Source organism: Curtobacterium sp. RIT-PI-V (assembly GCF_025642935.1).
Lineage (GTDB): Bacteria > Actinomycetota > Actinomycetes > Actinomycetales > Microbacteriaceae > Curtobacterium.
Map to the genome: position 1 here is coordinate 1 of NZ_JANZKM010000024.1, position 15,803 is coordinate 15,803.

11 protein-coding genes are annotated in these 15,803 nt (G+C 70.5%); 8 read left to right on the top strand and 3 right to left on the bottom strand.

Going from position 1 to position 15,803, the window contains the following annotated elements:
• The first annotated feature begins 21 nt into the window (after positions 1-21).
• From OGL88_RS13835 to OGL88_RS13870, 8 genes are all read left to right on the top strand, one after another.
• Positions 22-1,026: an aldo/keto reductase family protein gene (locus OGL88_RS13835; RefSeq protein WP_123341141.1), complete on the top strand. Its 1,005-nt coding sequence runs from the start codon at positions 22-24 to the stop codon at positions 1,024-1,026.
• A 265-nt stretch (positions 1,027-1,291) separates the two neighbouring features.
• Complete coding sequence (locus OGL88_RS13840; RefSeq protein WP_263091767.1) at positions 1,292-1,762, top strand: GtrA family protein; 471 nt, start codon at positions 1,292-1,294, stop codon at positions 1,760-1,762.
• Complete coding sequence (locus OGL88_RS13845) at positions 1,759-3,270, top strand: glycosyltransferase family 2 protein (RefSeq protein ID WP_263091768.1); 1,512 nt, start codon at positions 1,759-1,761, stop codon at positions 3,268-3,270. The genes OGL88_RS13840 and OGL88_RS13845 overlap by 4 nt, the downstream gene beginning before the upstream one ends.
• Positions 3,267-5,255: an ArnT family glycosyltransferase gene (locus OGL88_RS13850; RefSeq protein WP_263091769.1), complete on the top strand. Its 1,989-nt coding sequence runs from the start codon at positions 3,267-3,269 to the stop codon at positions 5,253-5,255. The genes OGL88_RS13845 and OGL88_RS13850 overlap by 4 nt, the downstream gene beginning before the upstream one ends.
• Before the next feature lie 311 nt (positions 5,256-5,566).
• Positions 5,567-6,388: a DUF4397 domain-containing protein gene (locus tag OGL88_RS13855; RefSeq protein ID WP_263091770.1), complete on the top strand. Its 822-nt coding sequence runs from the start codon at positions 5,567-5,569 to the stop codon at positions 6,386-6,388.
• A 101-nt stretch (positions 6,389-6,489) separates the two neighbouring features.
• Entirely contained in the window at positions 6,490-7,644 is a 1,155-nt protein-coding gene (locus OGL88_RS13860; protein ID WP_263091771.1) for a glycosyl hydrolase family 8, read from the top strand.
• Positions 7,641-8,363: a class F sortase gene (locus OGL88_RS13865; RefSeq protein ID WP_263091772.1), complete on the top strand. Its 723-nt coding sequence runs from the start codon at positions 7,641-7,643 to the stop codon at positions 8,361-8,363. Before OGL88_RS13860 ends, OGL88_RS13865 begins: the two co-directional genes overlap by 4 nt.
• 44 nt (positions 8,364-8,407) lie before the next feature.
• Positions 8,408-9,202: a polyprenol monophosphomannose synthase gene (locus OGL88_RS13870; protein WP_263091773.1), complete on the top strand. Its 795-nt coding sequence runs from the start codon at positions 8,408-8,410 to the stop codon at positions 9,200-9,202.
• Between the two features lie 108 nt (positions 9,203-9,310).
• On the opposite strand, the gene treZ is transcribed toward OGL88_RS13870, so the two are convergent.
• From treZ to glgX, 3 genes are read right to left on the bottom strand one after another with little or no spacing between them, the layout of a single operon-like run.
• Positions 9,311-11,065 carry a malto-oligosyltrehalose trehalohydrolase gene (gene treZ / locus OGL88_RS13875; protein WP_263091774.1) on the bottom strand — a complete coding sequence of 585 codons (1,755 nt, stop codon included), beginning with the start codon at positions 11,063-11,065 and terminating at the stop codon, positions 9,311-9,313.
• On the bottom strand, positions 11,062-13,563 hold the full coding sequence (gene treY, locus OGL88_RS13880; RefSeq protein ID WP_263091775.1) for a malto-oligosyltrehalose synthase: 2,502 nt from the start codon (positions 13,561-13,563) through the stop codon (positions 11,062-11,064). The genes treZ and treY overlap by 4 nt, the downstream gene beginning before the upstream one ends.
• Entirely contained in the window at positions 13,560-15,794 is a 2,235-nt protein-coding gene (gene glgX, locus OGL88_RS13885) for a glycogen debranching protein GlgX (protein ID WP_263091776.1), read from the bottom strand. The genes treY and glgX overlap by 4 nt, the downstream gene beginning before the upstream one ends.
• Positions 15,795-15,803: the final 9 nt, after the last annotated feature.

Genomic DNA, 15,803 nt, shown 5'->3' on the forward strand with positions numbered 1-15,803 from the left:
GGCTCCAGTAGCGTCGGGACCATGGAATTCAGGTACCTGGGCAACTCCGGACTCAAGATCTCCGAGATCACCTACGGCAACTGGCTGACGCACGGCTCGCAGGTCGAGAACGACGTCGCCTCCCAGTGCGTGCGGGCAGCGCTCGACGCCGGCATCACCACGTTCGACACCGCGGACACGTACGCCAACACCGCCGCCGAGACCGTCCTCGGCGAAGCACTCAAGGGCGAGCGGCGTGCTGGGCTCGAGGTCTTCACGAAGGTCTACTGGCCTACCGGCCCCAAGCAGCACAACGACGTCGGCCTCAGCCGCAAGCACATCACGGAGTCGATCAACGGCTCGCTGACCCGCCTGCAGACCGACTACGTCGACCTCTACCAGGCGCACCGCTACGACCACGAGACCCCCCTCGAAGAGACCATGCAGGCCTTCGCGGACGTCGTCCGCCAGGGCAAGGCGCTCTACATCGGCGTCAGCGAGTGGAACGCCGAGCAGATCCGCGCCGGCGCAGCGCTCGCGAAGGAGCTCGGCTTCCAGCTCATCTCGAACCAGCCGCAGTACTCGATGCTGTGGCGGGTCATCGAGGGCGAGGTCGTCCCCGCCTCGAAGCAGCTCGGCCTGTCGCAGATCGTCTGGTCGCCCATCGCTCAGGGTGTCCTGACCGGCAAGTACAAGCCGGGTCAGCCGCTGCCCGAGGGCTCGCGTGCCACGGACGAGAAGGGCGGTGCCGACATGATCAAGCGGTTCATGCGCGACGAGGTCCTCGAAGCCGTGCAGCGCCTGCAGCCCGTCGCCGACCAGGCCGGCCTCACCCTCGCGCAGCTCGCGATCGCGTGGACCCTGCAGAACGACAACGTCGCCAGCGCCATCGTCGGTGCCTCGCGTCCGGAGCAGGTCACGGACAACGTCAAGGCAGCGGGCGTCACGCTCGACGCCGACGCGCTCGCCGCCATCGACGAGGCACTGGGTGACCTCCCGGAGCGCGACGCGGCCAAGACCGTGTCCCCGGCGCAGCGTCCCGCCTGAGACGCGACCCACCATCGGACGGGAGGCCCGTGGCGACGCCGCCACGGGCCTCCCGTCCGCTCTGCTGGCTGCCTGCACAGACCGGTCCGGTCTGCACAGACCGGCCGTCGGTACCCCGTGTGAACAGTACGTGTCGTGGAACTGGCAGACGCCTGGGTAAGCCCGTACCCCACCCAAACCACAATCCGGTTACCCCCGAATCGGGGGCATGACCCGAACTGATACCCCCGTTCTGGTGTCACCCGACACCGGAACGGTGCCGCCCGTGCGACCCGGCACGGTCGCCCGCCTGCTCGCCACCGCGAGGCAACTCGCGTCGTTCGGCACGATCGGTGCCGTCTGCTTCGTCATCGATCTGGGCATCTACAACCTGCTGCGCGCCACCGTCATGCCCGACGGTCCCATCGCCGCGAAGATCGTGTCGGCCGTCGTGTCGACCGCCGTGGCGTGGATCGGCAACCGCTTCATCACGTTCCGTGCCGAGCGCCAGACCGGCCGCCGCGAGACCGTGCGCGAGGGGCTGCTCTTCGCTGCCACCAACCTGATCGGGCTCGGCATCGCCGCGGCCTGCCTGTTCGTCTCGCACTACGTCCTCGGGTTCACCTCGACCCTCGCCGACAACGTCGCCGGCAACGGCGTCGGCCTCGTGCTCGGAACCGCTTTCCGGTTCGCCGCGTACAAGGCCCTCGTCTTCCGTTCCACCGATGCTCGTCGCACGAAGGGGCTCGCCGCATGACCATCTCCGCCACGCTGCTGACGGCCGCAGGGCCGCTGCTCCAGCCGAACGAGGGGACGGCTCCGTCGAGCGTCCCGAACCGAGGGACCACCGACGTCCCGACCGGAGGCTCCGGTGCCGTCCAGCAGGCCGCGTGGTCGCTGGGCGAGTGGATCGGCTACTCCGCCCTCATCGCGATCTCCGTACTGCTCACGATCGTCGCGTTGACGACGCTCTGGTGGATGTTGCACGCGTGGCGCTCGCGGGACGCGCTGAAGTCGACGAGCTTCAGCCAGACCCCGCGCCCGGCCGCGCACCGCTTCACCCTGCTGGTGCCCGGACGGCACGAGCAAGAGGTCATGGGCCAGACGCTCGACATGCTCGCGAAGCAGGACCACCCCGACTTCGAGATCATCGCGATCGTCGGCGAGGACGACCCGGAGACGGACGCCGTCGTCCGCGCCGCCGCAGCCCGCCACCCCGAGCTGATCCGGGTGGTCGTCGACGACACCCTGCCGAAGAACAAGCCGAAGGCGATGAACCTGGCGCTGCAGTACGCGACCGGTGACGTCGTCGGCGTGTTCGACGCCGAGGACGAGGTCTACCCGCACCTGCTCACCCTGGTGGACTCGCGGTTCCAGGAGACCGGCGCCGACGTCGTGCAGGGCGGCGTGCAGCTGATGAACTTCAAGTCCAGCTGGTGGTCGCTCCGGAACGTCCTGGAGTACTACTTCTGGTTCCGCTCGCGCCTGCACTTCCACGCCGGATCGAAGTTCATCCCGCTCGGCGGCAACACCGTCTTCGTGACGAAGGAACGCCTCGACTGGTCGAACGGCTGGGACGCGCACTGCCTCGCCGAGGACTGCGAGCTCGGTGTCCGCCTGTCCGCCGACGGCGCGAAGGTCGTCGTCGCCTACAGCCCCGAGGCCGTCACCCGCGAGGAGACCCCGCCGACCTTCGCCTCGCTGCTCAAGCAGCGAACGCGGTGGAACCAGGGCTTCCTGCAGGTGCTCGGCAAGGGGGAGTGGAAGAAGCTGCCGTCGTTCCGTCAGCGCTTCTTCGCCCGGTACATGCTGACCATGCCGTTCATCCAGGCGGCCACCGGTCTGCTCATCCCGCTCAGCGTCCTGATGATCCTGTTCGTCAAGGTGCCGACGGCGATCGCCCTGGTGTCGTTCATCCCGGTGGCGCCGACGCTCATGCTGCTGGCCGTCGAGGTCGTCGGCCTCAACGAGTTCGGTCGCATCTACAAGGAGAAGGTCCGCTTCCGCGACTACGTGAAGCTCGTGCTCGGTCTCGTGCCGTACCAGGTCTTCCTCGCTGCAGCAGCCGTCCGAGCGGTGGTCCGCCACGCGAAGGGGCAGAACGGCTGGGAGAAGACGGAGCACACGGGCCAGCACCGGAACGCCGAGCAGCCCGCCGAGGTCATCGGCTTCGCGTCGGAGTTGACCGGGTCCGCGGGCGCGACGTCTTCGTCTTCGTCTTCCGAACGTGAGCTCGCCGGAACGACCACAGGAGGGACCCGATGACCGCCAGCATCACCAACACCACCGGTATCCCCATCCGCGGGGCCGTCGCCGGCGACCGCACCGGCATCGGCGCCTGGTTCCGCCGGCACGCCGCGAGCCTGACGTGGCTGCTGCCCGTCGTCGCCGTCACCGTCATCGTGCAGGCCTGGAACATGTCCGGCACCCCGCAGCGGATCGACGACGAGGGCACGTACACGGCGCAGGCCTGGGCGATCATGCACCTCGGTGAGATCACGCACTACACGTACTGGTACGACCACCCGCCGCTCGGCTGGATCCAGATCGCCGGCTACACCGGTCTGACCGGGGCGTTCGCGCGCTACCCGTTCGCCGTCGAGGCCGGCCGCGAGGCGATGGTCTTCTTCTCCGCCGTCTCGAGCATCCTGCTGTTCGTCCTGGCCCGCCGCCTCGGTGCCGGCCGGATCACCGCTGCCGCGGCCGGACTCGTCTTCGCGCTGTCGCCGCTCGCCCTGCAGTACCACCGTACGGTCTACATCGACAACGTCGCGACGCCGTGGCTGCTCGCCGCGTTCGTCCTCGTGCTGAGCCGTCGTCAGCAGCTCGCCGGGTTCGCCGGAGCCGCTGCGTGCCTCGGCATCGCGGTGCTCTCCAAGGAGACGTACCTGCTCGCCCTGCCGTTCCTCATCTGGATGGCGATCCGTCGAGCCGACAAGAGCACCCGCCGGTACACGCTGAGCGTCGCCGGGGCCGTCCTGGTCATCATCGGCGGCGGGTACCTGCTGCTCGCCGCGGTCAAGGGCGAGCTGCTGCCGAGCAGCGGTCGGGTCAGCCTGTTCGAGGGCATCACCTACCAGCTCGGCTCGCGCTCGGCATCGGGATCGCTGTTCGACCCGGGCAGCCTGGCAAACGCCGCCGCGTCGCAGTGGTGGGCGCTCGACCCAGTGTTCATCGTGCTCGGCTCGGCCGCTGCGGCCGTCGGGCTCTTCCTGCGCCGGGTCCGTCCGATCGCCGCGATGCTCGTCTTCCTGCTCGCGATGATGTTCCGCCCGAACGGGTACCTGCCGGTGCCGTACGTCATCATGCTCATCCCGTTCGCCGCCCTGCTGGTCGCCTACACGGCCGAGCGTGCCGTCCTGGCGATCGCCGGTCGGGTCCGCACCCGTACCCGCCTCGGCGCCGGGACCCGTCGAGGTCTCGGCATCACCTGGGCCGTCACCACCGCGGTCGCACTCGTCGTGGCGGTGCCGCTCTGGGGAACACAGCTGCGCGGCTTCGTCCTGGGCAACCTCGACCTGCCGATGCAGCAGGCCGAGCAGTGGGTCGGGGACAACGTCTCGAAGTCCTCCCGACTGCTGGTGGACGACGCCATGTGGGTCGACCTCGTCGAGGACGGCTTCGCCCGGAACAACGTGGTCTGGTACTACAAGCTCGACACCGACGGAGCCGTGGAGCGCCAGTCGCCCAACGGGTGGAAGGACTCGGACTACGTCATCACGACGGACTCCATGCGGACCGGCGGCAACTCGTCGTCCGACGTCCGCCAGGCGATCGAGAACTCGACGGCCGTCGCGACCTTCGGGTCCGGTGACCAGCAGGTCGAGGTCCGACGCATCCACGCCGAGGGATCGACGGCCGCACAGGCCGCGATCACCCGGGCCAGCGACCTGCGGAAGACCATGGGCACCGAGCTGGCGTCGAACCCGGCGCTCCGGGCCGACGACGGCACCAAGTCGCAGTTCCGTGCGGGTCAGGTCGACTCGCGAGCGATGATCGCGCTCGGCCAGGTGCTCGCCGACCAGGACGTCCGCGTCGACCGGTTCACTCCGCTCACGGGCGAGACCGGGCAGCCGTTCCGCACCGCCGTCCTGCACACGAGTGACGCTGCCTCGGCGGAGCGCGTGGCCGCCACCCTCGAGGCGATGTCCGATTCGTTCCGGCCGGCGTCGGTCGAGCGTGAGGGCGAACGCCTCACCGTCACCTACACCCCGGCGGACCCGACCACGACCGCGACGAGCGCCTCGTGACCCGCCGCCCCGCCGCCCCGTCCGCCGAGCGGATCGCCGAGCGGGCGAAATGCCCGGGTGCTCCGGACGCCGGCCCCGGCATTTCGCCCGCTCGCGGGGCGGCCCGCACCACCCGCACACGCGGGACCGCCGAGCGGGCGAAGTGCCCGGGTGCTCCGGGCGCCGACCCCGTCATTTCGCCCGCTCGCGGGGCCGCTCGCGGGCCCGCTCGCGGGGCGGCTCGCGGGAACGCCCGCAGCGACGCCCCCGGGAACGCCCGCAGCACCACCGCACAGGACCCGACCAGCACCACGACCCGAAGGAGCACGACCATGACCGCACACACCCAGCGACGCCGCACCGTCGTCGTCGGCGCACTCGCAGCGACCCTCGTCGCAGCGACCGTCGGACTCGCAGCACCCCAGACCGCCTCCGCCGCCACCTCCGACGAGGGCTGGCTCCGCGTCGGCCACCTTTCGCCCGACACCAAGGGCGTCGACGTCGAACTGTCCAGCCTGTCCGGCGGCAAGACGGTCTTCGAGCTCGACGACGTCACGTACGGCCAGGTCAGCAAGTACCAGGAGCTCCCGGTCGGCACCTACGTGCTGTCGATGCGTGCCTCGGACGCCCCGGACTCCACGCCGGTGATCTCCACCGACGTGACGGTCGACAAGGGCGACGCGAGCACGGTCGTCGCGTACGGCAAGAACACCGACCTCAAGACGACGGCGTTCACCGACGACCTGCAGCAGCCCGGCGACGGCAAGGCGAAGCTCCGGCTGGTCCAGGCCGCCACCACGGCGAAGCAGGTCGACGTGAGCACCTCCGAGGGCACCGCCATCGCCGAGGGTGCGAAGTTCGGCACCGCCACCAAGTACGCCACCGTCGACTCCGGCAAGTGGACGCTCGACGTCTCCGGCAGCGGCCAGCAGGGCACCGCCAGTGTCGACCTCGCGGGCAACACCGTCTCCACCCTGTTCGTCCTCGACGACAGCAAGGGCGACCTGACGGTCGTGCCGGTCACGGACGCCGCGGCCACCGCCGCGACGCCGACCGGCGGCGTGCAGACGGGTGGCGGCGGCGCAGCCGCCGACCGCCCGATGACGGAGGCCGTGCACACGGCCATCGCAGCGCTCCGCTCGCTGTACCGCTGACGCCCTGGCCGGGAGGCACGGATCACGTCCGCCGACACGCTCACGTGATCCGGTCCTCCCGTCCAGTGCCGTCGTCACCATCCACGGAAAGGCAGGCCAGCATGACCCGCAGGACCTGGATACCCGTCACCGCCGCGGCGGCGGTGGTCGTCGCCGTCGGCGTCGCGCTCATCGCCGTGCGCCCGTGGGGGCAGGACACCGAAGCCGGAAGCGGCTCGGTCGCCACCCCGACCTCGACCAGCGCGCCCGACGCGGCACGCTCCCCGAAGGAGCTCCGCACGGAGTTCCTCGACCGCTACGTGCAGGACGGCCGCGTCGTCCGCACCGACCAGGGCGACGACACCGTCAGCGAAGGACAGGCCTACGGGCTGCTCATCGCCTTCGCGAACGGTGACCGCGACCGGTTCGACGACATCTGGAAGTGGACGAAGACGCACATGCTGACCGACGACGACCTGCTCGCCTGGCGTTGGACGCCCGACGCCGGTGTCGCCGACGAGCAGCCCGCGAGCGACGCCGACCTCGACGCCGCGCGGGCCCTGGTGCTCGCCGGTGATGCCTGGGGCGAGGACCGCTACACGGCAGCCGGCAAGCGCATCGCCTCGGCGATCCTGGAGCACGAGACCGCGACCACGGAACTCGGCACGATCCTGCTGCCCGGGCCGTGGGCGGACTCCGAGCCGTACCGGTACAACGCCTCGTACGCGTCGCCGGCAGCCTTCGCGGTGCTGGCGAAGGCCACGGGCGACGACCGCTGGACCGCGCTGAACCGTGGCTCCCGCGCGGCGACGGCGGCGGTGCTCGACGAGTCGCAGCTGCCGAGCGACTGGTCGCAGGTGCACGCCGACGGCACCGTCGACCCGATGCCCGCCACCGGAGGGGACCAGCGCGTGCTGTACGGCTACGACGCGATGCGGACGCCCGTCCGCTACGCCGAGGCGTGCTCCGCCGACGACCGTGCCCTCGCCGGGTCGCTCGCCCCGACCCTGCGTCGGACGACGCAGCTCGCGGCCCAGCTCGACCTGGGCGGCACCGCCGTGACCGGGGACACGAACGCCCTGGCGTACACCGCCCGTGCCGCCGCCGAGTACGCGGCCGGTTCCTCCGGTGCTGCCGCCGACGACCTGGAGCGGGCCGACCGGACGGCTGCCACCACGCCGACCTACTACGGGGACGCCTGGGCGGCACTCGGTTCGACCATGCTCACGTCGGACGTGCTCGGTGGCTGCGGGACGAAGGCCGGAGGCACGTCATGACCGGCCGACGGTCCGCCGGGCGCGGTCCGGCATTCCGGCGTCGTGGCGTGGTGATCGGGGCGGTGCTGGCCGCGGTCGTCGTGGGTGGCGGCGTCACCGGCGTGGCACTCGCGTCGACCGTCGGCAGTGACGGGTCGGACGGACGGGCCGATTCAGTGCCTTCGGGGTCTGCTTCTGCTTCTGCTTCTGCTGGGTCGGGTTCTGCGGGGTCTGCGTCTGACCGGTCGGGCATCGAGGGGTTCCAGGACCCGGCGGCACCCGCTGCCCGATCCGCGGCGACCCCCGTCAGCGTCTCGATCCCCGCGATCGGCGTGCAGTCGAACCTCGAGGACCTGCACCGCGGCTCCGCCGGTGAACTCGACCCGCCCGTCGACTGGGACAGCGCCGGGTGGTTCAGCGACGGCATCGTCCCCGGTGAGGTCGGCCCCGCCGTCATCGCCGGCCACGTCGACAGCCCGACGAGCGCCGCGGTGTTCTTCCGGCTCGACGAACTGGTCGCCGGCGACGAGATCCACGTCGCGATGTCCGACGGCACCACCCGCACCTTCACCGTCGACCGCTCGGAACGCGCCGCCAAGTCGGCGTTCCCGACGAGCGACGTCTACGGCACCACCCCAACCCCCCAACTCCGACTGATCACCTGCGACGGCGTGTTCGACACCGCCACCGGGCACTACACGGACAACCTGATCGTGTTCGCAGACCTCTCGTCGGACTGACCCATGACCGACCGATACATTCGATGTGGAGCACGAGGAGCACCATGAGCGAGACCCTGGTCATCATCCCGACCTACGACGAGGCGGAGAACGTCCGTCCCATCGTCGAGCGCACGCTCGCCGCGACGGACGACGGAGTGCACGTACTCGTCGTCGACGACAACTCGCCCGACGGCACCGGTGACATCGCCGACGCGATCGCCCGCGAGTCCGACCGGGTGCACGTCATGCACCGCACGGTGAAGGACGGCCTCGGCGGCGCGTACCTGTCCGGGTTCGCCTGGGGGCTCGAGCACGGCTACGACAAGCTCGTCGAGATGGACGCCGACGGGTCGCACCACCCCGAGTACCTGCCGTGGATGCTCGAGCTCGCCGACACGAACGACCTCGTCCTCGGGTCCCGCTGGATCAAGGGCGGCAAGGTCGAGAACTGGCCCTGGTACCGCGAACTGCTCTCCCGCGGCGGCAACCTCTACACGCGCCTGGCCCTCGGCATCGCCGTCCGCGACGCCACCGGTGGGTTCCGGGTCTTCACCTCGCAGGCGTTCGAGCGGATCGACCTGGCCGGCGTCGCCTCGAAGGGCTACTGCTTCCAGGTCGACCTGTGCTGGCGTGCCCTCGAGGCCGGTCTGCGGGTCGTGGAGACCCCGATCACGTTCACGGAGCGGGAGTTCGGTGTCTCGAAGATGAGCGGCAACATCGTGCGCGAGAGCCTGGCCCTCGTGACGAAGTGGGGCATCGACCGCCGCATCCGCGAGACCCGTTCGCTGGTCAAGGACCACCGGAAGCTGCCGTCCGTGCGCACCAACGCACACGCCGTGGCCGATCACGCCTCCTGACCCGCGGGCGCACCGTTCGACGAGACTCGGGGTGGGCGACAGGGCCCGTGCTGTGCAGCACGAACGCCGTCGCCCACCCCGAGTCTCGGTTCGGTGACACCGCAGCGACTAGCGCAACACCACCACGCCGCGCCCGCGGAACCGCACGCAGTCCGTCGCGACCTCGGCCGCTCCGAACCGGTAGAGCTCTTCGCCGGTGGCACCGGGGACCGGCACCTCGGCTGCGTCGTCGAGGAAGTTCACCACGACGTGCACGGGTGCCGCGTCCGGTCCGAGCAGCCCACGCGTGAGCACCAGCCACCGCCGGTCCTCGCTGAACCGCACGGCGTTCGCCTCGTACCGGTGGTCGACGAAGGCCTGGTCGGTCCGGCGCAGGGCGACGAGCACCCGGTAGGCGCGCAGGATCGCCGCACCCCGCTCGGAACTGACGTCGGCCCAGTCGAGCTTCGAGTTCGTGAACGTCGTCGGGTCTTGCGGGTCCGGCACGGCCGACTCGTCCCAGCCGTGCTCCGCGAACTCGCGGATGCGGCCCTCGGCCGTCGCCTTGCCGAGCTCGGGCTCCGGGTGCGACGTGAAGAACTGCCACGGCGTCGTCGCGGCGAACTCCTCACCCATGAACAGCATGGGTGTGAACGGGCCCAGCAGCGTCAGTGCCGCAGCGATGACGAGGCCTTCGTCGTCGAGCGTCGCCGCCAGACGGTCGCCCGCCGCGCGGTTGCCGATCTGGTCGTGGTTCTGGTTCGTGACCACCAGGGCCGTCGCCGGGGAGGTCCCACGGTCGATCGGCTGCCCGTGGCGCCGGCCACGGAACGACGACCACGTGCCGTCGTGGAAGAACCCGTGGTCGAGCACCTTCGCGAGCGCGGACAGCGGTGCGAAGTCGGCGTAGTAGCCGTTCGTCTCGCCCGTCAGCGCCACGTGCACGGCGTGGTGGAAGTCGTCGGACCACTGTCCGGCGAGTCCGTACCCGGCGGCTTCCCGCGGGCGGAACATCACCGGGTCGTTGAGGTCCGACTCGGCGATCAACGACAGCGGACGACCGACGAAGGAACCGTAGGCGTCCGTCTCGTCGGCCATCTCGGCCAGGACGTGCGGCCGCGTGGTGTCGCGGATCGCGTGCACGGCGTCGAGCCGGAGCCCGTCGACGTGGTGGTCGCGGAACCACATGCGCACGTTGTCGAGGACGTACCGACGGACCTCGGGGTGCTCGACGTTCACCGAGTCGCCCCACGTGTTCGCGAGCCCCTGCACCAGGTACGGCCCGTACAGCGGCAGGTAGTTGCCGCTCGGCCCGAGGTGGTTGTAGACGACGTCCTGGATGACCCCCAGACCGAGCGAGTGCGCCGTGTCGACGAACCGGTCGTAGGCGTCGGGGCCGCCGTACGGGGCGTGCACCGCGTACCAGGCGACCCCGTCGTACCCCCAGTTCCACTCGCCGTTCACACCGTTCACGGGCAGCAGTTCGACGAACTCGACGCCGAGCTCGACCAGGTGGTCGAGCTTCTGCGCCGCCGCGTCGAGGGTGCCCTCCGGCGTGTAGGTGCCGACGTGCATCTCGTAGATCACGGCGCCGCGGGCCGGTCGTCCGGTCCACGACTCGTCGGTCCACGCGAAGCGCGCGGGGTCGACGACGGCGGACGTGCCGTGCACCCCGTCCGGCTGGAAACGACTGCGGGGGTCGGGTCGGACCGCGTCGTCGTCGCCGAGGCGGAACCCGTAGCGGGCACCGACGACCGGCATTATCGCGTCGGTCGACCACCAGTCGTCGTCGGCCCGGGTCAGCGGGTACTCGACGTCGTCGACGACCAGCCGGACGCGGTCCGGCTCGGGCGCCCAGACGGCGTAACGGTCGGGTGCGGTCATGCGTGACCCTCCAGGATGTCGATCTCCGCTTGCGCGTCGGACTCGGTCGCCGGGGTGGTCCGGGCGGTCGACCGGGGGGCCCGTTCCGCGTCGGACGCGTCGGTCACCGTGTCGGCGTGGCCGGGTTCCCCGACCGTGGCGGCCGGCACGAGCAGCGCGACCGGGTAGGTGGTGAGCAGGTCCGCGAGTGCGATGCCCCGGCTGGCCGGGAAGGTCCTGCCGGTGAGCAGGTCGACCCGGTCGACGGGGACGGCGTGCACGAGGGTGTCACCCCAGCCACCGACCCGTTCGAGGCCGATCGGCAGTCGTGTGGCGACCGTGACGGCACCGCCGCGGTCGAACGCGACGACGTGGTCCGCCGCGCTGCCCGTCGCTTCGAGCGCGAGGTACCGCGTGAAGAGCTCCGGCTGGTCGCGGCGGAGACGGAGTGCACGGGCGGTCACGAGGAGCTTCGCGGCGCCGTCGATCCCGATCGCCGGAAGGTCCTCGGGGCCGTCGTCGTCCGGGCCGTCGATCTCGGCGAGGACGTGGCGCCGTTCGGCGTAGTCCACGGCTCGGCGGTTGTCGGGGTCGACGAGGGACCGGTCCCAGAACTCGGTGCCCTGGTACACGTCGGGGACGCCGGGAGCCGTGAGCTGCAAGAGCTTCTGCGCGAGCCCGTTCGACCACCCCGCGGCGTCGATCTGCTCGTCGAGGGCGTCGAGCACGGCGACCACGTCCGGGTCGTCGAACGCTGCGTCGACGATCGCGTGCATCTGCTGCTCGAACGCCTCGTCGGGCTCGGTCCAGGTGGTGCTGTCACCGGCTTCGCGTGATGCCTTCTCGGCGTAGGCGTGCAGCCGCTCACGACTCGCGGGTCGGGCACCGACGATCGCCTGCCAGAGGAGGTCGGCGAACACGCGGTCCTCGAGCGGGACGAGGGACTGCAACCGGTCGAGTGTGTCGGCCCACTCGCTGCCGAGCTCGGCCAGGACCGCGATGCGTGCGCGGGTGTCCTCGCTGCGCTTCGTGTCGTGGGTGGTGAGCGTCGTCATGGTGTGCGGCCAGCTGCCGAGCCGGTCGCGCTGCGCCTGGTGGAAGTCGGCCACGGACACCGCGAACACGCTCGGGTCGCCACCGACCTCGCTCAGGGACGTCAGGCGAGAGGTGCGGTAGAAGGCCGTGTCCTCGACGCCCTTGGCCATCACCATGCCGCTCGTCTGCTGCAGGCGGATCGCGGCGGCGTTCTCCGGGTCGACGAGCGCCGGGGCGATCCGGTCGATGACGTCGTCGAGGTCGGGACGGGCCTCTGCCGCGCGTTCGAGCGACGCGATGAGGTGGTGCGCGCCCTCGGGCAGGTAGGTGCGGTAGACGTCGAACGACGCCACGACTTCGGCGAGGGCATCGACGAGCCGTTCGTGCGTGATCGCGTCCGCGTCGGCGGTGACCGGCGCGAGCAGTCGGGCGAGCCGCTCGACCTCGCTGCCCAGGATCCCGTCGGCGATGCCGCGGCGGGTGTCGTGCGTGAGGCGCTGCCAGTCGGCTGGTTCCGCGCCCGACGCCGCGGTCAGCGAGGGTTCGCCCGCGGGGTCGACGAGCACGCGGTCCAGGACGCCCAGGGCGTCGTACCCGGTCGTGCCGTCGACGGGCCAGGAGCTCGGGAGCTCCTCGCCGGGTTCGAGGATCTTCTCGACGAGGGTGTACGCACCGCCGGTCAGCGCGGCGAGGTCCTGCAGGTAGCCGGCGGGGTCGTAGAGTCCGTCCGGGTGGTCGATGCGCAGGCCGTCGACGAGGCCGTCGCGGAACCAGCCGCCGATGACGCCGTGCGACGCCGCGAACACCTCGGGTTCCTCGACCCGGATGGCGGCGAGCGTGTTCACCGCGAAGAACCGGCGGTAGTTCAGCTCGTGGTCGGCACGCTTCCAGTGCACGAACGCGTAGTGCTGCAGCGCGTGCACGGCCTCGACCGAGTCGCCCGGGTGGGCGCTGCCCGGCGCGGTCGGGTACGCGGTGTCGCCGACCCGGAGCACCGGGCGCTCGGCGTCGGACGTGTCGAGCGTGACGGCTTCGAGGAGCCGGTCGTCGAGGACCGGCACCCGGACCTTGCCGTCGCCGGCGTCCCAGTCGACGTCGAACGCCCAGGCGACGGGGGAGCCCTGGCCGAGTTCGAGCAGGGACCACCACCACGGGTTGACCGCAGGGGTGGCGACCCCGACGTGGTTCGGGACGACGTCGACCAGCACGCCGAGCCCGACCGCGTGCGCGGCCTCGGCGAGGACCCGGAGGGCTTCGTCCCCACCACGGTCGGTGTCGACGTGCGTGTGGTCGACGACGTCGTAGCCGTGGTCCGAGCCGGGCTCCGACTGCAGGACCGGCGACAGGTACAGCCAGTCGGCGCCGAGGTCGTGCACGTAGTCGACGAGGTCGCGTGCCGCGGCCAGGTCGAAGTCGGCGGAGACCTGCAGCCGGTAGGTCGAGACCGGGACGCGACGCCCGGCTCCCGGTGTGCCGGCGCTCATCGTGCGGTGCCGCTCGGCGCGGTGGAACCGGCGGGGTTCGCTGGCGTCACGGCGTCCTGCGGGGACCGGAGCTCTGGATCGCCCTCGTGGTGCTGGACCTCGACCGGTGCGACGGAGACCTCGTGGTTCGGCTCGGCGCGGAGGACGATCATCGACCGGGCGGGGACGTCGAGCGGCGTGCCCGCCTCGACGATCTCGTCACGGGCGCCGGGCTCGGCGGTGTCGATGCGGACCGTCCAGCCGGGTGCGTACTCCTCGGGCGGCAGCGTGAACGTCACGACGTCGTCGTGGGCGTTGAAGTACGTGATGAACGCCACGTCGGTGACGCGCTCGCCGCGGGAGTCGCGCCCACGGATGCCGTCGCCGTTCAGGTACATGCCGACGCTCTTGCCGAAACCGGAGTCCCAGTCCTCCGGCGACATCGCGTCGCCCTCGGGCGTGAGCCAGACCACGTCGGGCAGCGGCTCGTCCTGACCACGGCGCACCGGGCGCCCGTTGAAGTACCGGGTGCGGCGGAACGTCGGGTGGTCGTGGCGCAGCTTGACCACGTCGGCGGTGAACTGGACGAGGTCGTCGTCCGCGGACTCCCAGTCGATCCAGCTGAGCTCGGAGTCCTGCGCGTAGACGTTGTTGTTGCCGGACTGCGAACGGCCGAGCTCATCGCCGTGGGCGATCATCGGCACGCCCTGGCTGAGGAGCAGCGTCGCCAGGAAGTTCCGGCGTCGCTGCAGCCGCAGGGCGTTCACGGTCTCGTCGTCGGTCGGGCCCTCGGCGCCGGAGTTCCAGGACCGGTTGTGGCTCTCGCCGTCGTTGTTGTCCTCGCCGTTGGCTTCGTTGTGCTTCTCGTTGTAGGCGACGAGGTCGTACAGCGTGAAGCCGTCGTGCGCGGTGATGAAGTTGATGCTGGCCTTGGGCGTGCGGCCGTCGTGCTCGTACAGGTCGGCCGAGCCGGAGATGCGCGAGGCGAACTCACCGAGCGTCGACGACTCGCCGCGCCAGAAGTCGCGCACGGTGTCGCGGTACTTGCCGTTCCACTCCGACCACTGGGGCGGGAAGTTGCCGACCTGGTAGCCGCCGGGGCCGACGTCCCAGGGCTCGGCGATGAGCTTGACCTGCGACACGATCGGGTCCTGCTGCACGAGCTCGAAGAACGCGGACAGCCGATCGACCTCGTAGAACTCGCGGGCGAGCGCCGAGGCGAGGTCGAAGCGGAAGCCGTCGACGTGCATCTCGGTCACCCAGTAACGCAGCGAGTCGAGGATGAGCTGCAGCGAGTGGGGGTGGCCGACGTTGAGCGAGTTCCCGGTGCCCGTGTAGTCCATGTAGAACTTCTTGTCGTCGTCGACCAGGCGGTAGTACGCCGCGTTGTCGATGCCGCGGAACGACAGCGTCGGCCCGAGGTGGTTGCCCTCGGCGGTGTGGTTGTAGACGACGTCGAGCACGACCTCGATGCCGGCGCGGTGGAGCTCCCGCACCATCGTCTTGAACTCCTGCACCTGCTGCCCCTGGTCGCCCGAGGACGAGTACGAGGAGTGCGGCGCGAAGAAGCCGATGGTGTTGTAGCCCCAGTAGTTCGACAGCCCCTTGTCCTGCAGGGTCGAGTCGTTCACGAACTGGTGCACCGGCATGAGCTCGAGCGTCGTGACACCGAGTCGCTGCAGGTGCTCGATGACCGCGGGGTGCGAGACGCCGGCGTAGGTGCCGCGCTGCTCTTCGGGCACGTCGGGGTGGGTCTCCGTGAGGCCCTTGACGTGTGCTTCGTAGATCACAGTCTCGCCGTAGGGCGTACGCGGTGCGCGGTCGCCCTGCCAGTCGAAGAACGGGTTGATCACGACGCCCTTCATCATGTGCGCCGCGGAGTCGTCGTCGTTCGTCGAGTCCGGGTCGCCGAACGTGTACGCGAAGAGCGACTGGTCCCAGTCGATCTCGCCGCTCGTCGCCTTGGCGTAGGGGTCGAGCAGGAGCTTGGACGGGTTGCAGCGTGCGCCGTTGTCGGGGTCGTACGGGCCGTGGACACGGAAGCCGTACTCCTGGCCGGGACCGATGTTCGGCAGGTAGGCGTGCCAGACGTAGGCGTCGACCTCGACGAGGGGGACGCACTCTTCGTTGCCGTCGGTGTCGAACAGACAGAGTTCGACGCGCTCGGCGACCTCACTGAAGAGCGCGAAGTTCGTGCCGCTTCCGTCGTAGGTCGCCCCGAGCGGGTACGGGTTGCCGGGCCAGGTGTGCAAACGGTCCTC